Annotated in this window: 15 protein-coding genes; 12 read left to right on the top strand and 3 right to left on the bottom strand. The window is 70.1% G+C overall.

Annotated elements, in window-relative coordinates; genetic code table 11:
* Positions 1–149 precede the first annotated feature (149 nt).
* Both MTF65_RS22655 and MTF65_RS22650 read left to right on the top strand, forming a co-directional pair.
* Positions 150–4088, top strand: coding sequence for a Pls/PosA family non-ribosomal peptide synthetase (locus MTF65_RS22655; RefSeq protein ID WP_243630731.1), 3939 nt, complete (start codon positions 150–152; stop codon positions 4086–4088).
* Positions 4089–4158: 70 nt separating this feature from the next.
* Complete coding sequence (locus MTF65_RS22650) at positions 4159–5505, top strand: M1 family metallopeptidase (RefSeq protein ID WP_243630730.1); 1347 nt, start codon at positions 4159–4161, stop codon at positions 5503–5505.
* 22 nt (positions 5506–5527) lie between these two features.
* Here MTF65_RS22650 and MTF65_RS30545 read toward each other — a convergent pair whose 3' ends face one another.
* Together MTF65_RS30545 and MTF65_RS22640 are read right to left on the bottom strand one after the other, a co-directional pair.
* Positions 5528–6049 carry a hypothetical protein gene (locus MTF65_RS30545; RefSeq protein ID WP_308407206.1) on the bottom strand — a complete coding sequence of 174 codons (522 nt, stop codon included), beginning with the start codon at positions 6047–6049 and terminating at the stop codon, positions 5528–5530.
* Positions 6050–6064: 15 nt separating this feature from the next.
* The gene (locus MTF65_RS22640) at positions 6065–7027 is read right to left on the bottom strand and encodes a ScbA/BarX family gamma-butyrolactone biosynthesis protein (RefSeq protein WP_243630729.1); all 963 of its coding nucleotides are present in this window, start codon (positions 7025–7027) and stop codon (positions 6065–6067) included.
* Positions 7028–7378: 351 nt separating this feature from the next.
* On the opposite strand from MTF65_RS22640, the gene MTF65_RS22635 reads away from it, so the two are divergent.
* Together MTF65_RS22635 and MTF65_RS22630 are read left to right on the top strand one after the other, a co-directional pair.
* Positions 7379–8182 (top strand): response regulator transcription factor, encoded by an 804-nt coding sequence (locus tag MTF65_RS22635; protein ID WP_243630728.1) that lies wholly within the window; start codon positions 7379–7381, stop codon positions 8180–8182.
* Positions 8183–8307: 125 nt separating this feature from the next.
* Entirely contained in the window at positions 8308–9009 is a 702-nt protein-coding gene (locus MTF65_RS22630; protein ID WP_243630727.1) for a ScbR family autoregulator-binding transcription factor, read from the top strand.
* Positions 9010–9087: 78 nt separating this feature from the next.
* On the opposite strand, the gene MTF65_RS22625 is transcribed toward MTF65_RS22630, so the two are convergent.
* A complete protein-coding gene (locus tag MTF65_RS22625; RefSeq protein ID WP_243630726.1) occupies positions 9088–9447 on the bottom strand; it encodes a helix-turn-helix transcriptional regulator in 360 nt (119 codons plus the stop codon).
* Between the two features lie 204 nt (positions 9448–9651).
* Here MTF65_RS22625 and MTF65_RS22620 point away from each other — a divergent pair, with 204 nt between their 5' ends.
* The 8 genes from MTF65_RS22620 (at position 9652) to MTF65_RS22585 (ending at position 21182) form a co-directional block, all read left to right on the top strand.
* The gene (locus tag MTF65_RS22620) at positions 9652–10860 is read left to right on the top strand and encodes an MFS transporter (protein WP_243630725.1); all 1209 of its coding nucleotides are present in this window, start codon (positions 9652–9654) and stop codon (positions 10858–10860) included.
* A 422-nt stretch (positions 10861–11282) separates the two neighbouring features.
* Positions 11283–15011, top strand: a complete 3729-nt coding sequence (locus MTF65_RS22615) for an ACP S-malonyltransferase (protein ID WP_243630724.1) — start codon at positions 11283–11285, stop codon at positions 15009–15011.
* 94 nt (positions 15012–15105) lie between these two features.
* Positions 15106–16584, top strand: a complete 1479-nt coding sequence (locus MTF65_RS22610; RefSeq protein WP_243630723.1) for a hypothetical protein — start codon at positions 15106–15108, stop codon at positions 16582–16584.
* A 68-nt stretch (positions 16585–16652) separates the two neighbouring features.
* The gene (locus tag MTF65_RS22605) at positions 16653–16904 is read left to right on the top strand and encodes an acyl carrier protein (RefSeq protein WP_243630722.1); all 252 of its coding nucleotides are present in this window, start codon (positions 16653–16655) and stop codon (positions 16902–16904) included.
* Positions 16905–16946: 42 nt separating this feature from the next.
* Positions 16947–18182: a beta-ketoacyl synthase gene (locus MTF65_RS22600; RefSeq protein WP_243630721.1), complete on the top strand. Its 1236-nt coding sequence runs from the start codon at positions 16947–16949 to the stop codon at positions 18180–18182.
* A complete protein-coding gene (locus tag MTF65_RS22595; RefSeq protein ID WP_243630720.1) occupies positions 18179–19348 on the top strand; it encodes a beta-ketoacyl synthase in 1170 nt (389 codons plus the stop codon). Before MTF65_RS22600 ends, MTF65_RS22595 begins: the two co-directional genes overlap by 4 nt.
* The gene (locus MTF65_RS22590; protein ID WP_243630719.1) at positions 19348–20352 is read left to right on the top strand and encodes a beta-ketoacyl synthase N-terminal-like domain-containing protein; all 1005 of its coding nucleotides are present in this window, start codon (positions 19348–19350) and stop codon (positions 20350–20352) included. The genes MTF65_RS22595 and MTF65_RS22590 overlap by 1 nt, the downstream gene beginning before the upstream one ends.
* Positions 20349–21182 (top strand): alpha/beta fold hydrolase, encoded by an 834-nt coding sequence (locus MTF65_RS22585; RefSeq protein WP_243630718.1) that lies wholly within the window; start codon positions 20349–20351, stop codon positions 21180–21182. The genes MTF65_RS22590 and MTF65_RS22585 overlap by 4 nt, the downstream gene beginning before the upstream one ends.
* Positions 21183–21184: the final 2 nt, after the last annotated feature.

The following is a 21184-nucleotide window of genomic DNA, read 5'->3' as shown; positions in this document are numbered from 1 at the left end:
TTCTTCCCGGCCACGCGCAAGGCTTCACCGGGAAAAACCTTGATCGCGCACTAGGCTGGTGGGTTGTTTGGCGCTGGACCGGAACAACCCGGGCAAACCTGGGCTCCGGTGGCGACCCGGACGTTTCCGGGAACGAGACGCGAGGGCCGATGGCAGCAACACCTGAGCGCCGTGAACTCACCCTGCTCGACGACGGGGAGCTGGGGGAGACGCATGAGGAGTCCGGTAAATCCGCCCGGTTCTCCGCCGGGCCCGCCGCCCCGGCGCGCACCCTCATCGACATCTTCGAGGCCTCCGTACGGGCGTACCCCGACGAGCTCGCCCTGGACGACGGCGCCGCCCGGCTGACCTACCGGGCGCTGGCCGCCGAGGTCGAGCGCCGGCGCCGCGCTCTCGCCGCCGCCGGGGTGGGGCTCGGTGACCGGGTCGGCGTACGGGTGCCCTCCGGGACCAACGAGCTGTACGTGGCCGTCCTCGCCGTGCTCGCCGCGGGCGCCGCCTACGTGCCGGTCGACGCCGAGGACCCGGACGAGCGGGCCGAGCTGGTCTTCGGCGAGGCCGGGGTGCGGGCGGTGCTGGGCCCCGCGGCGCGCATCGCCGCCAACGGGTTTGCGGCCGCCCGCGACGGCGACCGCGATCGCGTCGGCGTGCCCGCAGGGCGGCCCGGACCTGAGCATGACGCGTGGGTCATCTTCACCTCCGGCTCCACCGGCAGGCCCAAGGGCGTCGCCGTCACCCATCGCAGCGCCGCCGCCTTCGTCGACGCCGAGGCCGGACTGTTCCTCGCCGAGGAGCCGATCGGACCCGGCGACCGGGTCATGGCCGGACTGTCCGTCGCCTTCGACGCCTCCTGCGAGGAGATGTGGCTGGCCTGGCGCCACGGCGCCTGCCTCGTGCCCGTCCCCCGCTCGCAGGTGCGCGGCGGCGCCGACCTCGGCCCCTGGCTGGTGGAACAGGAGATCACCGTGGTCTCCACGGTGCCGACCCTGGCCGCCCTCTGGGAGCCCGAGACCCTCGCCGAGGTCCGGCTGCTCATCTTCGGCGGCGAGGCCTGCCCGCCCGAGCTCACCCAGCGCCTGGTCACCGAGGGCCGCGAGGTCTGGAACACGTACGGCCCCACCGAAGCCACCGTCGTCGCCTGCGCCTCGCTCCTGACCGGCGAGGAACCGATCCGGATCGGCCTCCCGCTCGGCGGCTGGGAACTGGCCGTGGTCGACGAGTCGGGTGAGCCGGTGCCGATGGGCGGCAGCGGCGAGCTCGTCATCGGCGGCGTCGGCCTGGCCCGCTACCTCGACCCCACGCTGGACGCCGAGAAGTACGCCCCGCTCGCATCCCTCGGCTGGCAGCGCGCCTACCGCAGCGGTGACCTGGTCCGCGCCGAACCGGAAGGCCTGGTCTTCCTCGGCCGCGGCGACGAGCAGATCAAGCTCGGCGGCCGCCGGATCGAGCTGGGCGAGGTGGACGCCGCGCTCCAGGCCCTGCCCGGCGTCGCCGGCGCGGCCGCCGCCGTCCGCACGGCGCGCGGCGGCAACCAACTGCTCGTCGGCTACGTGGTCACCCACGAGGGCTGGGACCACGCGGCGGCGGTCGAGCGGCTGCGCGCCGAGCTGCCCGCCGCCCTCGTACCGCTGCTCGCTCCCGTCGAAGAGCTGCCGACCCGCACCTCCGGCAAGGTGGACCGGGACGCCCTGCCCTGGCCGCTGTCCAAGCTGGAGACCACCGCACCCGCCGAGCAGCTGTACGGTACCGAGGCCTGGCTCGCCGAACAGTGGAGCGAGACCCTCGGGGTGGCCGTCACCGGCGCCGCCGACGACTTCTTCGCGATCGGCGGCAGCAGCCTCGCCGCCGCCCAGCTCACCACCCGGCTGCGTACCCGCTACCCGAACGCGGCCGTACTCGACGTCTACCAGCGGCCCACCCTGCGCAAGCTGGCCCGGCGGCTGGAGAAGTCCGTACAGGACGACGGCGCGGCCCGGACCGTCGCGCCGGTACCGCTGCGGTCCCAGCTGGCACAATCGCTCCTGCTGCTCCCGCTGTTCACCCTGGTCGGCCTGCGCTGGACGGTGGCGCTGCTGGCCCTGGGCAACGTACTGCACCGGTTCGGGCCCTACGCGTGGGCGCCGGCCGCCTCATGGTGGCTCGTCGCCGCCGGTGCGGCGCTGCTCCACAGCCCGCCGGGCCGGCTGGCGATCGCGGCCGGCGGCGCGCGCCTGCTGCTGCGCGGGGTGGAGGCGGGACGCTACCCGCGCGGCGGAAGCGTCCATCTGAGGCTGTGGACGGCCGAGCGGCTGGCCGAGTACGCCGGCGCGACCTCACTGACCGGTTCCTGGCTGGAACGCTACGCGCGGGCCCTCGGCGCCAAGGTCGGCCCCGAGGTGGACCTGCACTCCCTGCCCCCGGTCACGGGCATGCTCAAGCTCGGCCGCGGCTGCGCCGTGGAGTCCGAAGTGGACCTCTCCGGGCACTGGCTGGACGGGGACCGGCTGGAGATCGGCCCGGTCAAGGTCGGCGCGGGCGCGGTGGTCGGCACCCGCAGCATCCTCTTCCCCGGCGCGCGGGTCGCCAAGCGGGCCGAGGTGGCCCCCGGCTCCGCCGTGGTCGGACAGGTTCCGACCGGCCAGCGCTGGGCCGGGGCGCCCGCCGTCAAACTTGGCAAGGCCAAGCACAACTGGCCGCGGCAGCGCCCGCCGGGGTCGGCACACTGGCGCGCCATGTACGGGGCGACCGGCCTCGGGCTCACGGCCCTGCCCGTGCTCGCCACCCTGCCCGCCCTGCTCGTCGTGAGCCGATTCGTGCCCGCCGGCGCCGGGCTCGTCCCCGCACTGCGGGGAGCGCTGCTCGCCGTGGTGCCCGGGGCCCTCGCCTTCGGTTTCGCGTACGCGCTGGCGCTGTTGGTCTCCGTACGTCTGCTGAGCCTGGGGCTGCGTACGGGCATCCACCCCACGCACAGCAGGGTCGGCTGGCAGGCCTGGACGGTCACGCAGCTCATGGACCGCTCCCGGGAAACGCTCTTCCCGCTGTACGCCGGGCTGATCACACCGGTGTGGCTGCGGCTGCTCGGCATGCGGATCGGCCGGGGAGCGGAAGTGTCCACCGTGCTCGCGCTGCCGAGCCTGACCACCGTGGGCGAAGGCGCCTTCCTCGCCGACGACACCCTCACCGCCCCCTATGAACTGGGTGGCGGCTGGATGCGGATCGGACACTCCGAGATCGGCCGCCGGGCGTTCCTCGGCAACTCCGGAATGACCGCGCCGGGCCGCATGGTGCCGGACGACGGGCTGGTCGGCGTGCTGTCCGCCACGCCGAAGAAGGCCAAGAAGGGCAGCTCGTACCTGGGGCTGCCGCCGGTCCGGCTGCCGCGATCCGCCGCGGCCGCCGACCGGAGCCGGACGTACGACCCGCCCGCGCGCCTGCTGTGGGCGCGCGGCCTGGTGGAGCTGTGCCGGCTCGTCCCGGTGTTCTGCTCGGCCGCGCTGGCCGTACTCACCGTGGCGGCGCTCTGCGCGCTGATGACGGCCGCCGGCCTGGGGGTCTGGGGAGCGGCGCTGCTGTCCGGAGTGGTCCTGCTCGGCGCCGGTGTGGCGGCGTGCGGGGTCGCGGTGGCCGCGAAATGGCTGCTGGTGGGCCGGCACCGGCCGGGGGAGCACCCGCTGTGGAGCGGCTTCGTATGGCGCAACGAGCTGGCCGACACCTTCGTCGAGGTACTGGCCGTGCCGTGGCTGGTCGGTTCGGTGCCCGGCACCCCGCTGCTGGCCCTGTGGCTGCGCGGACTCGGGGCCCGGATCGGCAGGGGCGTGTGGTGCGAGAGTTACTGGCTTCCCGAGACGGACCTGGTGGTCCTGGGCGACGCGGTCACCGTGAACCGCGGCTGTGTGGTGCAGACACACCTCTTCCATGACCGGATCTTGCGGACGGATACTGTGGTCCTCCGCGAGGGCGCGACCCTGGGCCCGGGCGGAATCGTCCTGCCCGGCAGTACCGTCGGGGCCCGCAGCACGCTGGGTCCCGCCTCTCTCGTGATGGCCGGGGAAACCGTGCCCGCCGACACCCGCTGGCTGGGCAATCCGATCGAGGCGTGGCGGTCCTGAAAGGGTCGTACCAGCGCGGCGCAGCACGGCACGGCACGGCACGGTGCAGGGAGCGGGAGCGGGAGCGGCAGTGAACGGCAACGGCCAGAAGACCACGGCGCCGGACCCGTACTTTCCGGCCAATGGCGACCCCCGTTACCGCGTGCACCGGTACGAACTCGCTCTGGAATACCGTCCCGGCCCCAACCGGCTCGCCGGCACGGCCCGGCTCAGCGCGATCGCCGGCCGGGCACCGCTCACCGAGTTCGCCCTCGACCTGGCCGAGTTCAAAATCAGCCGGGTCCTGGTGAACGGCAGGGCGCCGCGCTACACCCACCGGGGCGGCAAGCTCCGTATCCGGCCGGCCAAGCCGCTGCCCGCCGGCGCCGCCTTCACCGTCGAGGTGCACTGGGCCGGCAACCCCCAGCCGGTGCGCAGCCCCTGGGGCGGCATCGGCTGGGAGGAACTGACCGACGGCGCCCTGGTGGCCAGCCAGCCGATCGGGGCTCCCTCCTGGTACCCCTGCAACGACCGGCCCGCCGACAAGGCCTCGTACCAGATCTCGGTCAACACACCCTCCGCCTACACGGTGGCGGCCTGCGGCCGGCTGCTCACCCGGACGACGAAGGCCAGCACCACCACCTGGGTGTACGAGCAGCCCGCGCCGACCTCCAGTTACCTGGTCGGCCTGTCCATCGGCATGTACCAGACGGTGCTGCTCGGCGACCCCGGACTCGGCGGCGTCCCGCAGAGCGCCCACGTACCGGCGCACCTGCTGCCCCGGTTCTCCCGCGACTTCGCCCGGCAGCCCGCCATGATGCGGCTGTTCGAGGAACTGTTCGGGCCCTACCCCTTCGGCGAGTACGCGGTCGTCGTCGCCGATGAGGAACTGGACGTCCCCGTGGAAGCCCAGGGCCTCTCCCTCTTCGGCACCAACCACGTGGACGGCGCCCGCGGTTCGGAGCGTCTCATCGCCCACGAACTCGCCCACCAGTGGTTCGGCAACAGCGTGACCATCGCCGACTGGCGGCACATCTGGCTGAACGAGGGCTTCGCGAAGTACGCCGAATGGCTCTGGTCGGAGCGCTCCGGCGGCCGCACCGCCCACGAACACGCGGCCGCCGCCCACCGTCTGCTGGCCGCCCGGCCGCAAGACCTCCGCCTGGCCGACCCGGGCCGCAAGCTGATGTTCGACGACCGCCTCTACCAGCGCGGCGGCCTCGCCGTCCACGCGATCCGCCGCGCCCTGGGCGACGATGCCTTCTTCCACATGCTGCGCGACTGGACCACGGCCCACCGCCACGGCGTGGTCACCACCGCCGCCTTCACCACCCACGTCTCCCTCTACGCGGCGGAACCGATGGACCCCCTCCTCTCAGCCTGGCTCTACGCCCCAACCCTCCCACCCCTCCCGCCCCCGCCCCCCGCACTCCGCTGAGCGCGGTCGGCCAAGGTGGGGTTCAGAGGGTGAGAAGGCTTCGCAACGTGAGGCTGACGCCGACGGTGAGGACGGCGAGAGCGGTAAGGACCGTCGCGTAGCGGGTGTAACGGCGCAGGGAGGGCAGGCGGCGTTCGCCAAAAGCGGCGAGTCTGCTTCCGCGGCCGGAGAGCAGCAGGCCGGCGGCGGACGCGGGAGCCGGAATCGTCCGCGGCTCCCGGCCGGAGTCGGAACTCACCGACGTGGCCACCGTGCGCAGCAGGGTGGAAACGGTCACGGGTGCCGGGTGGGTCGCGTGGTATGTGGAAGCCGTCAGATCGGCTGCGGGCGCGAGACCGGCGCCGACGACGAGGTGGGGGCGCAGGACGATCCCGCCGGAGTCTTCGGCCGCGGCTCGGGTGAGAGAGGTGGGTGAGCCCGGGTTCCGGACGAGCCGGCTGGGGTCGGTGTTCCGGAAGGGTCCCCGGCCGTAGACGTGCAGGACGACGTCCACGCCGTCGCATATGCCGTGCAGGGATGTGGGGGTGGCGAGATCCGCCGACACGGTCCGGTCGGTGGATCAGCCGGCCGGACGTCGGAGCACGAGATCGGAGGTGAAGACCTGCTCCCCCTCCTGCGTGCCGCGCACGTGGACGCGGAGCTCTTCGGCCGTCTCGGCGCGCTCGACGTGGGCCTCTATCCAGCACGGGGCATCGAGCTCGGCGTAGCGGATGAAGTTGCTTTCGAGGCCGACGAGGAGAGCGTCGGGCTGCCGGGTCGCGGCGCGGGCGGCCTGTCGGGCGGCCTCGATCAGCAGCATGCCGGGGACATGGTCGATCGGGTGGTCGAAGAAGACCGCGTGGTCGGTGTCCACACGGAGCTCCCAGCGGTTCGCGCGGGCCGGCACCGGAGGGGCGAGCACGACGTGCTCCCGGTTCGTGTGACCCACGTCGGCCGGGTCGACCGGCGCGGGCAGCGCGCGGCCCGTCGTGGTGGGGCGCTCGCCGCGCAGTCTTCGGTGGACGGCCGGGCTGGTGCAGCTGAACCGGGCACCGCCGGTCGCCACGGGCAGTCCGTCGCGCCGGACGGTGACGTCGTAGCGCATGCCCGAGATGGACCTGCCTCGGCGGACGATGTCGTGGCACGTGGTGTGCAGTTCGACATCGGTCGGGGTGGAGCTGGTGGCGAATGCGGCGGGGGTGGCGTCGAAGAACATGTCCCACATCAGGAACTGATGGCCGAACGGGACGCCGTACTCGGTATGGGTCAGCAGGGTTCCGGCCTGACGGATCGACTCGATCAGGAGCAGGGGATCCTGGTGACCGTGGGCCGGGGTGAAGAGCGCGTGGCTCCGGGGCCACTGCGCTCGGACCACGAAGGCGTCGGACGCATCGGCCGAGGCCTCCGTGTCCGTGTCCCAGCCGGTGAGGAGCACTTCCGCCACGGAGGCCCGGTGAACGTATCCGCGCGGCACCGTGGTGGTGAGCAACGGGCTCATCACCGGGGCGCCGTCGATACGGGGAGCTTGGGCCGAGCTGAGCATGCGTGGCATTCCTGTCTGCTTGTGGGCAGGGGCAAGCCAGACAGCGCATCCGGGCCCCCGACTCCGATTGAACGCGTGCAGCTCAGAGGCTAGATCAACCTTGTCTGTTTCAGAGTAAAGCTTTAGCTAAAACGTGCGAATGCGCTTGGTTCACGCCGTTGTTACCGTCCCGCTCTGCGTCCGCCCGAACGTGTCTGCAAGGTTTCCGGTCAGTTGGAATCGGGCAAGATGTCCGTTTTTCTGCCCTGATTTCGTGGTTTTTCTGCGGTCCGAACGGCCGTGTCGGGGGAAGGCCGGCCGGTCGGAAGTGCGTTGACAACCAGACAGCGCTGCCTGCTAACGTGCGGCGTAGTGAGCGTGAGCGCTGTTCGATACGGCGTGCTTCAGGGGGAGCAGATGAATTGGCAGGTCGCAGATTCCGTCAAACTCGTCCCGCCGCAGGGCTTCCCGCCCGCGGAGGAGTCGGCGCTGACGGGCGCCGACGATGAGGGCGGGGTGCAGGTTCTCGTCGTCGAGAACGAGAACCGGGCAGCGGACGCACTGGTCCAGGCGCTGCGCCGGCACGGATATCTGGCCAAGAGCGTGGATACGGGCGCCATGGCACTGCAGGCACTTCAAGGCGTCGACATGGTTCTCCTCGGCCTCGACCTGCCCGATCTCGACGGGCTTGAGGTGTGCCGCCGGATTCGGGCGGCCAGCGATGTCCCGATCATCACCGTGACCGCGCGCGGAGCCGAACTCGACCGCGTGCTCGGCCTGCAGGCCGGATCGGACGACTATGTCGTCAGGCCTTACGGCTTCCGGGAGTTGCTCGCCCGGATGGAGGCCGTGCTGCGCAGGGTCCGTCCTCAGCACCCCGCGGCGCAGGTCATCACGTACGGGCCGTTGCGCATCGACGCGGTGACCCGCGAGATCCAGCTGGACGGCCGGCGGGTGGAGCTGACGCCCAAAGAGTTCGACCTGCTCCATATGCTGGCGTCCCAGCCCGGCACCACCCTGTCCCGGCGCGAACTGATGAGTCAGGTGTGGGACGACGACTGGTCGCACCGCGGGCGCACCATCGATACGCACGTCAGCACGCTCCGCAGCAAGCTCGGTTCGAGCAGCTGGATCGTCACCGTGCGAGGGGTGGGCTTCCACCTGGGGCATCCGTGACTCGAAACAGCTCAGTATCAATCCGGACTCATGCCGTCCCGCACCGCCTGGCAGTCCGTGCGCACCGAATACAATGCAGACAGGGTTGTTTGTTTTTGAGCGTACGACGACGAGCGGGGACTGGGATGGCGCAACAGGAACGAGGCATCAGGTCGAGACGATCGATCCTGGAGGCCGCCGCCGACGTGTTCGGGGAGCGTGGATACGACGCGGCGAGCACGAACGAGATACTCGCGCGGGCGGGTCTCACCCGAGGCGCTCTGTATCACCACTTCCCCTCGAAGGAGTCGATTGCCGCAGCGCTGGTGGAGGCGCAGCTCGAGGCGCTGGTGGTGCCGGACCGGACGCTGAAGCTGCAGGCGATCATCGACCTCACCTCGGCGTTCGCGCGCCGACTGCAGTACGACACGGTTCTGCGGGCCAGCGTCCGACTGACGGTCGAGCAGTCGTCCTTCTCGTGTTCGGCCCAGGCGCCCTACAACATGGCGATCACCTTGATCGAAGACCTGCTGAAGCAGGCGGGCGAGCAGGGCGAACTGCTGCCGGGGACGGATCCGTTGGAAGTCGCATCGACCATCGTCGGGGCGTTCACCGGCCTGCAGGTGATGTCCCAGGCCTACAGCAACAGGCAGGACCTGCTCGATCGGATCACCGCGCTGTGGCGGCTCATCCTGCCGGGACTCGTCACCCCGGGGCTGCTCCCGCGCCTGCGTACGACTGCCTTGCCCGATGCCGACGAGCCCGCGGACTCGACGCCCGCGGACTCGATGCCCACGGATGCGACGCCCGCGGACTCGACGGAGGAAGCGGGAACGGCTCCGGCGTGACGGAGGCGGTGGACGTCGAGGAACAGGCCTGGAGCGCCAGGAGCGACCCCAGGCCTGCGGATTCAAGAGAGAACGACGTCAGGCGAGGCCGACGCTCCCGATGCTCTGTCCGATCTCCTCGATGAGCCGCGTGATGCGTTCCTCGTCCCGCCGGTAGTGGGTCCACTTCCCGACGCGCGTGGAGCGGACGAGGCCGGCGCGTTCGAGCACGGCCATGTAGGCGGAGACGGTGGACTGGGCCAGTCCGGCCTTGGCCTGGATGTGGCTGACGCACACTCCGACCGTGCGTGGGTCCGTGATGTCTTTGTTGACCGGGAAGTTGCCTTCCGGGTCGCGCAACCACTGAAGTATCTGGAGCCGCACCGGGTTGGCGAGCGCCTTGAGCGGTTCGAGCAGGGGCGCGACGTCGGCCGTCGTGGGCATGTCGTGTGTCGTCATGGGCCTTCCGGGGGCTGACGTAGAGCCGATTTCGATACATCGACGATAACCGATGCGTTGCGCCGCCGGGGGCTGTCCGCCCTCGCGGATCAGTGAGCGGACTCGTCTTGACATCTCATATCGATATTCTGCGATACTTCGATCTGTTCACGTTCCGCAAGGCACGGTCCCGGACCGCATGCCACTGCAACGGAGGGATTTCACATGCCTATCGGGCTCATTGCCCTGGCACTGGGGGGCTTTGGTATCGGCCTCACCGAGTTCGGGATCGTAGGCCTGCTGCCCGAGGTGGCGGCCGACTTCGATGTCTCTGAAGCAGTCGCCGGGTACCTGGTCTCCGGCTATGCGCTGAGCGTCGCCATCGGTGCCGTCGGCCTGACCGCGGCGGTCGCCCGTCTCGACCGCAAGAAGGTCCTGCTCGGCCTGATGCTGCTGTTCATCGCGGGCAACCTGATCTCCGCCGTCGCCCCGACCTACTCGCTGCTCATGGTCGGCCGGATCGTCGCGGCGCTGTGCCACGGAGCGTTCTTCGGAGTGGGCGCGGTCGTCGCCTCCGGCATGGTCGCCGAGAACAAGAAGGGCAGCGCCATCGCCCTGATGTTCGGTGGTCTGACCGCCGCGAACGTCCTCGGCGTCCCGCTGGGCACCTTCCTCGGCCAGCAGTTCGGCTGGCGCTCCACGTTCTGGGCCATCACGGTCATCGGTGTCATCGCCCTGATCGGCATCCAGGTCCTGGTTCCGCAGTCCAGCTCGGACGGCCAGGCGAGCTTGCGCAGCGAACTCGCCGTCTTCCGCCGCGGGCAGGTCTGGGTCTCCCTCGCGCTCAGCGTGCTCGCCTTCGGTGGCGTCATCGGCGGCTACACGTACATCGCCTTCACGCTCACCGAGGTGTCCGGGTTCGCCACGAGCACCGTGCCGTGGCTGCTGGTCCTGTTCGGTGTGGGCACGTTCATCGGCAACTTCTTCGGCGGCAAGGCCGCCGACAAGTCCCCGAACGCCGCGCTCATCGGCATCCTCGGTGCCCTGGCCGTCATCATGAGCGTCTTCGCCCTCACGGCGGAGAGCAAGATCGCGACCATCGTCGCGCTGCTGCTGATGGGCACCATCGGCCTCGCGGCGGCGCCCGGTCTGATGGTGCGCATCATGAAGTACGCCGAGGACGCGCCGACCATGGCCTCCGGCGCCAATGTGGCGGCCTTCAACGTCGGCAACGCCCTCGGCGCCTGGATCGGCGGTCTCACCATCGCCGCCGGGTACGGGTTCGTCTCCCCGCTCTGGGTCGGTGCCGGCCTCGCCCTCGCCGGACTCGTCGTCGTCGCGACCAGTTCTCTGGGCGGCCGTCCCACGGCCTCCAAGACTGTTTCGGCAGGCGCGGCGCCGCGGGTGGAAAAGGCCGAAGCCGGCGTTCAGTAGGAGCGGACGCACGGCTTTCAAGAAATTCGAGAAGCAGGGCCGAGGGACCTTACGGTTCCTCGGCCCTGCTTCTTTTTGTTTCCTGTCGGACGGCGCGCCAAGGAGGCGTAAAAAGAGTTGACAACGGCCGTAACAAGCTCCTCACCAGCGAAGTTGACACTTCTCTGACCTTTCTTGACGGTCCTTGAAAACTCCCTTGTTTTTCCTTTAAGTCCATGACAGAGCCTGTATTGGATTTCATTGAAGCGGCTTAACGGGTCGGGCAGTATTACTTTCACAGCCCGATGGGAACCGTCGGGCGCATTCCCGGTGAGTTTCCTCGGGAAGCTCATTTCCCGCGCCCAAAGGCGAGCGCGTGAAGCACCTCGACGGAACGTAGGTGCCTTCTTCTCCGCACATCCCAATCCGAGAAGGTGACGCACGTGCCACGCTCCACCTCCCAGGCCACCCAGCCCCTGACCGGCGGCGACCGGCCCGCACTCGTCGAAGAGGTCCTCAGCACCAAGGACCGCACACGCATCGCCGGGTTCTTTCCCGGCCTGGGAAGCCGGGCCGCCTACCAGAACCTCGGCCGTTCCCTCCTCGACTCCAAGGTCCCCGAGGTCACCCGCATCTACCAGGACGCCGCCCGCGCCCTCGGTTTCCCCGGCCGGCCCGATCTGCTGCTCACCGCACCCGAGAATCTCCCCGAGGGGAAGATGGAGCGGCAGGGCTATGTCGGAGCGGCCCTGCTGGTGCACAGCCTGGCCCTGGACGCCTACCTGCGGGACCGGGCGGAGAAGAACGGGACGCCCGTCAGCTTCATCGCGTACACCGGCGAGAGCTTCGGCATCCTGACGGCCGCGGTGGCGAGCGGCTCCCTGTCGGTCTTCGACGGCGTCAAGATCGCCCAGGCGTTCACGCCCCTGATGCTCCTCGCCGCCGGCGCCCGGAGCACCGACGAGGCGTTCGCCCGGAACATCGCCTGCTACCTGCCCGACTCCGTCCGCCGCGCGCCGTTGATACCGGAGCCGTCCCACGTGGTCGCGGTGAAGGCGCGGGACGCGGAAGCCCTCGCGGCGGCCCTGGACGCGATGCGCGCGGCGTACCCGCTCAGGGATGTCGAGGTGCACAAGACCTATGCGCCGACGCAGGCGAACATCTACGTCCGCTCCGGCATCAAGGGCGAGTTCGACCGGTTCGTCACCGCCTTCCCGCACGTGACCACCGAGAACCTGAAGGACCCGACCGTCTTCCTGGCGCACTCCGCGCGGATGCGGCCCGCCCGCCAGGCCCTGGAACAGTTCCTCGACCTCAACCGGGTCGGGTTCGCCAAGCCCCGCATCCCGGTGGTGGCGAACCACACCAGGTCACTGCTCACCACCGCGGACGACGTCCGCCAGGGCATCCTGGCCATGACCGACCAGGTCATGACGTCCCAGGACACCTGCACCGTCCTGAGCGGCCTCGACGTGGACATGATTCTGGAGCTCGGCCTCGGCAACAAGTCCGTGCAGCTGCTGAAGGACAACAACGTCGCCACCCCCGTCATGGCCTGCACGGGCCGCGAGGACACCGAGCGGTTCCTGCGCGCGGTCACCGTGGTGGACGGCCTGATGGCCCAGCTGGAGAAGTTGCACGCCACGGGGGAGCGGCCGGAGAACGGGCACCACCTGGAGAACGGGCACTACGACTCCCTGCGCGACCTGTTCCGCCTCGCCGCGGAGAGCGACGCCTGCGACGAGTACTTCTCCCACATGCTCGGGCGCGTCATCACCGCGGAGATGCTGTGCCCCGACAGGGAGGGGTCGCCCGCCTTCTACCAGTTCCTCGAGGTCTTCCAGCACACGCGGAACTACCGGCAGCTCATCGCCGTCGACCGGGGTGAACTGGTCACCAGGGCGCGGCTGAAGAAGCGGATCATCAGCGATGACCCCGCCCTCCTCGGCAAGGCCTATGTCGAGCTCAGCGTCATCGACCACGCGGGCGATGCCGAGACGCGAACGAGCGACACCGACCGCCCGGAAGTGGTGGTCGTCCACTTCGACGGGCTCGCCGACCTGGACGAGGACCGTCTGGTCCGCAGGACCCGCACGCTCCTGGAGACTGAGCCGGAAGCGCTCCAGCGGTACCAGCAGATGCTCGAAGACCTGCGCGTCGACGACGACAGCTCCCGGGTGGACCACCGCGTCGTCTACCCGTACCTGCTGTTCCACACCCTCGTCGCGCACCGGCCCGTGCTGTTCGCGCAGAGCGACCACTACCTGGAAGGCGGCGACACGGCGGGCTGGCTGACCGCGCTGGCCGTCTCCGGCGCGGTCTCCCTCGCCGACGTGATGACCCTGCACACGGCGAGCCCGCGGGAAGAGGCCGTGGAGCGGTTCCTGGACCGGATCGCCGGTGCCGAACTTCCCGTGATCTCGCCCGAGGGCGTGCCGATCCAGTCCAAGAAGGACCTGCGGGACGCCAGCAGTGCCGTACTGCGGGGGAGCGCCCTCAGCACCGAGGTGCGGCGGCGGATCCACCTCAACGGCAACTGCCAGATCATCGCCCTCGGTTCGGACCTGGACGCCGCCGCCGTCGACGCGGGACCGTGCCACACGCGGGTCGTCCACGTCACGGATCCGGCGGAGGCCCGGCACAAGCGTCTCAACCCGGCGCTGGACGAGTTCGAGTACGCCTGCGTCCTCGCCCTGACCAATGAGAACGAATGCGTCCTGGACAACGCGCAGGGCCGCAGGCTCCTCCCCAGCACGGTCTACGCCTACGTCAACATCGACGAGTCGATCGTCAGCTTCGGCAAGGGCGGCAGCGAGTCCATGACGATCTTCGTCAGGAAGGACGGCGAAGAGCACATCACCGTCCGGAAGATCCTGAGCGAAGCCCTGACGACCGCGCGGTGGGACCCGGACGGGGCCGGAGTGATGCTGCCGCCGTTCGTGAAGGCCAAGCGGCAGGCCGAGTTCCTCCAGGGCCTGCCCGAATCGGTGCGCGGCTACTTCCCCGAGGTCTACACCGTCCTGGAGCGGGACGCCCCCGTCCCGCCCCATCTGCGCCACGGCGGCCGTACGGTCGACAAGGAAGTCATCTACGAGATGAGCTACGTGGCGGGGGACGAAGTCAGCCGCTTCGTCGAGAAGCAGGCACCGCCGCCGGCGGTGGTCGCCCGCCTCTACGAGCTCATCGTCCGCGTCCTGAACGAGGACGTGCACAGCGTGGGCCGTGTCCCGGCGCCGGGCGAGACGCTGGACATCTCCTACTTCAGGAAGATCGAGGACCGCCTGGACCTGTGCCGCCGCACAGCGCCCCGTACCTTCGACGCGCATCTCCTCGACACCGAGCGGATCGTCATCAACGGCGTCTCCTACCTCAACTCCTCAGCCCTGTTGAAGCGGTTCCGGGAATCGCCCGAGTTCCTCGCGATCCTCGAACCGGCCTTCCACTCGCTCGTCATGGGCGATACGAACACCGAGAACATCAAGGTCACCGACGTCGAGCCGCTGCTGCACGCCCAGCGAGTCATCGAATCGGGTGCGCCGCGGGAGGAGATCACCGCGGCACTGGAGGCCATCACTCCCACGTCGCTGGGGATCAAGTTCCTCGATCCGCGGGCCATCGGGTTCAAGGGTGAGGGCAAGGACGTCCGTGACGACCCGATGTACGACAACAAGCCCTGGCACAACTCCATCGGTCACTACGACGAGATCCACTGCGAGCAGTTCACGATGACCGTCGACACCGGTGCGGGGAAGACCCCGAGCGTGGAGATCGCGTTCCTGGACGGCAATCCGTACCAGCGGGCGTACCGGGTGCGCGACGTGGTGCCCAACGGCGGCACGGTCAACACCGAGGTGCCCGAAGGCATGGAAGACCACTTCGCGTCCGTGATGACCGCCGCGCTCCGGTTGGACGACCCCGAGTCGGCCTACCTGCGGGACGACCCGTACTGGCTGATCCGGTTCGTGTTCACGATGGGGCAGCACTTCACCGCCATGCCGCCCTTCCACTTCCAGAAGGAGCTGGACGGCACGGTCATGGACACCTACCAGACCCAGCGCCGCCCGGTGGCGATCTACTGCGAGGGCATCAAGTGGCTGAACTGGGCCCTACAGATGCTGGACGGCTCAAGGAGCGAGTTCCTGGGCCTTGAGGTGCCCCCTGTGCCCCGCTAGCCACCCCGCGCATCCTCGGCCCCCGGGCAGTCGCGGCTGCCGCCTGCCCGGGGCGTCGCCCTCACGAACGCCCGCACTACAGAAGGCTCTTCGCATGACATCCGCTTCGTTCCCGGTTCCGGTGGACGGCCTGCGCCACCTGTCCAACGAGACCCGCGTCATCGCCACCCCGTGGAGTCGCATGGTGCGCGGCATCGGCCTGGGCCAGTACCCCATCGCGTACGACCCCGAGGGCGCCGCGCGGATCCGCCACACCTTCGATCTGCTCGCCGCGAAGGGGGTCGAGAGCAACGCCTACACCCGGTTCTCCCGGCTGCTCGCCGACTTCGTGCTCGACGTCGTGGACCCCGGCACCGTGCGCCGCCCTGTCGTCGAACAGGACGTCCGCCCGATCCTGGACGCCGTCCGGGCCGAGGAGAACCCGTACTTCCGGCTCATGGCCGGCTGCATCCTGATGGACGCCTTCGCCAAGCTGGGCCTGCACAGGTCCTTGCTGGTCAACGCCGAGACGGACTTCCCCGCCGAGATGCTGGCCGTCGTCGACACGATCGAGCCGGACCAGATCAAGGACGAGAACGCCGGACGGCACGGCCACTACGAGAAGCTGTCCGCCTGCACCGCGGTCTTCCTCGCCCTCGGACAGCTGGGCCTCAAGGACCGGCTCGTGGCAGGGCGGCGCAACCACATCCGCGAAGCGCTCGGCCTGCTGGAGAAGATCCCGGCACCGTTCTTCCGTGGGCGCGGCGGCGCCACGCTCCTCTCGGTGATCTCGCTGCTCGGGTACGAGCGCTTCATCCACGGCGAGGGCCGGGACCACCTCAAGGAACTCCTCGACTACCTCGACCGCGCGGATGAGCTGGACACCCCCCCGGCGTTCCCGCAGCCCATGTCGGAGAGCTTCACGAAGATCTATCCGCTCCTGACCACGCTGAACGCCATCGCCATGAGCGGCCGGCCCCAGGAATACCTGACCCACGGCCGGGACCGCCTGACAGAGGCGAAGGAGCTGCTGGGCCGCATCACGCCGGTCGAGCGCACCCACATGGGCCTCTACTACCTCATCGCCCTGCACAACCTCGGCCAACTTGACGCTGACGCACCGGAGTTGAAGGCGCTCGTCGAGGACGTCGTCGGCCAGTGGACGGACATCGATCCCGGAGCGAACTACTTCCTCAACGGGATCTCCTACGCCTACATCATCCAGACCGCCATGCTCACCGGCCGCATGGACCTGATCAGCGGCGAGACCCTCGACCGGATCGTGGACAGCTTCCCCGACCTGAGCCGCACGGACGACGACCGGATCAACCGTCCCTACCCGTTCGCCTACACGCTCAACGTGCTGGCAGAGGTGGGCTCCTCCCACCTCCTGTTCGAGCCCAGGGACGCCTACGACGGTGCCACCCCCATCGCCTGGGTCATCGACCGGCTCTCCGAGGGCGGCCGCGAGGAGCACCGGCTCTACATGCTGAACCACGCCCTCGTCAGCTACGCCCTCCGGATGCGGGGGCCGCAGCGCGGAGAGACCCCCCTGTTCAAGGACTTCGACTTCCCTGTGCGCGTGCCTCGCTGAGGCACCAGCCCCCGTACCGCTCGCCGAGAGCGCCACATGAAATATCCCGCCCAACCTCAAGGAGCGTCATGAGCACTTCAGTCCAGAACCAGCGCGCGGAGATCAAGGAAATCGTCTGTGACGTCCTTGAGATCGACCTCGAAGAGATCAAGGAAGCCAGCCTCTTCAAGGAGGAGTACGACGCCGACTCGCTGCGCTCCATCGAGCTGCTCGCCGCGTTGGAGAAGAAGTTCGGCATCGTGATCGAACAGGCGGAGCTCGCCCGGATGGTGAACCTCGAAGGGGTGTACGCGGTCGTCGAAGAAGCGGCAGCCAAGTAGGTCCACGGAGCAGGTGTTCATCACCGGAGAGGCAGGACAGCCATGGGTGACTCCACGATCAAACGCGTGGTCATCACCGGTACGGGAGTCGTCTCCAGTATCGGTGTGGGCAGAGCGGAGTTCCTGACCGGACTGCGTTCAGGACACAGCGCGGTGAAACCCATCAGCGCATTCGACACCGCTGGTTTCGCGCATGCCATGGGGTGCGAGGTCGTCGGCTTCGCACCCGAGGAGTGGATCCAGGACACCGACCTGGACACCCTCGGCAGAGCCAGCCAGTTCTCGGTGTCGGCCAGCCGCATGGCTGTCGAGGACTCCGGGCTGACACTGGAGGAGTTGGGGGAGCATGACGTGCTGGTCGCCGTCGGAACCACCGACGGCGAGGCCCGCGATCTCGACACACTCGTCGAGACCGAACTGCGCGAGGGCGCCGCGGGCATGGCCCCCCAACTCGCCGCCCGCATCCCCGCCGGCCGGCTCTCGGCCGCGGTGGCCTACGAGTTCGGCCTGAGCAGGGTCGAGGCGGTCACCCTGCCCACCGCCTGCGCGGCGGGCAACTACGCCATCGGCTACGGCTTCGACGCCATCAGGTCCGGTGACGTGGACATCGCCCTGTGCGGCGGCGCCGACGCCATGTGCCGCAAGACCTTCACCGGCTTCTACCGCATCGGGACCATCGCGCCCGAGCGCTGCCAGCCCTTCGACAAGGACCGCAAGGGCATCCTCACCGGCGAGGGCGCCGGCATGCTCGTCCTGGAAAGCCTCGACTCCGCCCTGGCCCGCGGCGCCCACATCTATGCCGAGGTCCTCGGCTTCGGCCTCAACTGCGACGCCCACCACCAGGTCGCCCCCGACGAGGACAGCATCGCGAACTGCATGCGGCTCGCCCTCGACAATGCCGGGGTCACGCCGGACGAGGTCGACTTCATCTCGGCACACGGCACGGGCACCAGGGCGAACGACGTGACCGAGGCCGCCGCGGTGAAGCGGGTCTACGGCGCGGACACCGCCCCGCCGACCATCTCCATGAAGTCCATGCTCGGCCACACCATGGGCGCGGCCAGCGCGCTCGCCTCCATCGGCTGTGTGCTCGCCATCACCGAGGGCTTCATTCCGCCCACCATCAACCACGTGGAGACCGACCCGGAATGCGGGCTCGATTGCGTGCCGAACGAGGCCGTCGAGGCACGGCCCCGCGTGGTGCAGAACAACGGCCTCGCGTTCGGCGGCAACAACGCCGTGGTCATCTACGGCGAGTACACGGGAGAGCGGCGATGACGCGTACCGACGGACGTGGCGGCACGCTGATCGCCGGAACCGGAGCCGTGGCGAGTGTGGGGAGCGGTGTCGACGAGATCTTCGACGCGCTCTGCGCGGGCCGCAGCGGGCGGGCCCCTCTGCGCGCCTTCGACAGCGAGCGCTTCCGCGCCGATCACGCCTACGAGATCGACGACCGTGCGTCCGGTGCGGACGTGCCGCTGCGCGCCACCTCCTGGCTGCTGCGCTCCGTCGAGGAGGCCCTCGCCGATGCCGGGCTGAGCGACGACCTCGGGCGCACGCCCGTCCTCGTCGGCACCGGGCTGCGCGAACTGCGGTCGGCCGAACTGAGCTGGCACGAGGGGGCGGAGTTCGACACCGAACGGCTGCACTTCGGCACGGCTCTGCGGGAGCGGTTCGGCGCCACCCGTACGTACACCCTCTCCAACGCCTGTTCCGCCTCGCTGCACACCCTGGCCATGGCGGAAGACATGCTCGCCGCGGATGACGCGGACACCGTGGTCGTCGCGGGTGTCGACACCGTGACGGCCAGCATGTTCGGCCTGCTCGACCGGGTCCAGATGACGGTTCCCGACCGGGTGCGCCCCTTCGACCAGGCGCGCCGGGGCACTCTCATGGGCGACGGCGCCGCCGCCGTGGTCCTGACCAGGGCGGGCAACGGCGCTGCGGGCCGCGCCCGCGGGCTGCTGCGCGGAACCGCCATGAACTGCGACGCCGGACACCCCACCGCCCCCGACCCGCGGGGCATCGCCGAGGCCATGCGCGCCGCGCACGAACGGTCCGGGGTGAAGCCCGGCGACATCGACCTGATGCTCCTGCACGGCACCGGGACCACGCTCAACGACGAGGCGGAGACCGCGGCCATCGGGGAAGTGTTCGGACCGCACGTCTCCCGTCCGCTGATGGCCGCGCTGAAGTCCATGACCGGTCATACCTCGGGAGGCTCCGGCCTGCTGAGCCTGATCGTCGCCACCCGTTCCCTCTCGACGGGCAGAATCCCGCCCACCCTCGGCCTGGACACGCCCATCGCCGGCGCCGAGGAGTTCCGCGTCGTCCGTGCGGGCGCCCCGCAGCCCCCTGTCACCCCGGCGCCGCGGGTCGCGCAGATCAACGCGTTCGGATTCGGCGGGGTCAACGCCGTCGCCGTACTGGAAGGGACGTCCTGATGCCCACCCGTTCCGCCTCCCGCGTCACCGGAGTGGGACTCGCCCTGGCCGGCGTCTCCACCGTGGCCGAGCTGCTGCGCGCCGGTGACCCTCGCGCGGCCGCCCCCGTCGAACCCGGCGCCCGCATCGGCCACCGCGGCCTGCGCTACAGCGACCGTGCGACCCAACTCGCCCTCGCCGCCGCCCGTGACGCACTCGCCGACGCCGGGCTCATACCCGACGACGCCCAGCGCGCCGACCCTGGCACGCTGACCGTCGACGGCGCCGGCGTCGCGGTCGTCGCCAGCTCGAACCTCGGCAATCTCGACACCGTCTGCGAGACGTCCGCCGCCATCGCCGGAGCGAGTACCGACGTCATCAGCCCGATGTCGCTGCCCAACGCGTCGAGCAACGTGGTCGCTTCCGCGGTGGCCACGCGGTTCGCGCTGCGAGGGCCCAACCTGATGCTCTGCAACGGCCCCACCTCCGGGCTCGACGCCGTGCACTGGGGTGCTGCCCTCATCGGTGCGGGGCGCTGCTCCCGCGCCCTGGTGGTGGGCGTCGAGCCGCGCAACCCCGTCGTGTCACAGCTCACCGGAATCCCGCAGGACGAACTCTTCGACGGGGCCGTGGCCCTGCTCCTGGAGGACGCGACACACGCCGCGGCCCGCGGCGTACGGCCCCTCGCGGAGATCGGCGATTACGCCCGCGAGGCGGACCTGGCCGCCTGCCTCGCTGACATGGGGCAGGCCACCACCGACCCCTGGGGCGTCTGGTTCGCCGAGGACCCGGCCGCCGCCGCGGCGGGCCGGCCGTCGGGATCCGGCCTCGCCGGTGCGCCGCGGTACGCCTTCAGCGACGTCCACGGCCACTCATCCGGTGCGCTCGGCGTGCTCCAGTGCGCGGCGGCCATCGGCTGGTTCACCTCGGGCGGCACCGCGCCGGCCCTGATCACCACGGGCGGCGACGGCGCCGACGCGGTGGCCGCGCTGGCCCTGCGACCGGCGGCCGGGACGCGCTCATGACGACCGACCAGGAGGTGCGGGGCACCGCCCCGCCCGCCGAACGGCCCGTCACCGTACGCCTCGTGCGCGAGGCCACCGTGCCACACCCCCGGCGGGTGCTGCTGCTGCACGGGCTGTGCAGCAGTGGCGCTGTCTGGGACCCGTACGTCGCCCTGGCCGACGAGCGCTGCGAGCTGTGGGCCGCGGAACTTCCGTGGCGCGGCACCGGAGTCGCCGGCTGGACCTCGCGCCCCGTGGAGGACTGGGTCGAGGAGGCCGTGGCCCTCGTGCCCGATGGCCCGGACGTCCTGGTCGCCCACTCGTTCGGCACCAGCACGGTGCTGAGCTGGCTGGACCGACGCGGCGACCGTGACGGTGGCACCGATGCGGCGGACACCCGCGGCCCGCGCGGAGTCGTCCTCGTATCGCCGCTCTACCGCGCCGAGACACACGACTTCGACTGGCAGTCGATCGAGTACTACCTCAACAATTTCGTCCGCATCCTGACCGACGGCATGCGCGCGAGCATGAGCCGGAAGCTCCCCGCGCGGCACGAGCGGGACATCGCCCTCAAGGTGCGCGACTACATGGGGCCCTACGGCTGGATCCACTTCTTCGGGACGTACCTGCGCATGCCGTACGTACGCACCGAACGGCTGCGGATGCCCTTCCTGGTCGTCTGCGGTGACGAGGACCGCGTCGCCCACCCCGCCGACGCCGAGGCGTTCGCCAAGGCGGTGCCGGACGCGTCCGTGCACCTCCTGCCGGGCAGCGAGCACTTCCCCATGGTGACCTCGCCCGCGCTCTTCGCCGACCTCGTCAACACCTTCGTACGCGCCCTCGATGCCTGAGC

Source organism: Streptomyces sp. APSN-46.1 (assembly GCF_022815725.1).
Lineage (GTDB): Bacteria > Actinomycetota > Actinomycetes > Streptomycetales > Streptomycetaceae > Streptomyces.
This window is presented reverse-complemented; position numbering and strand designations above follow the sequence as displayed.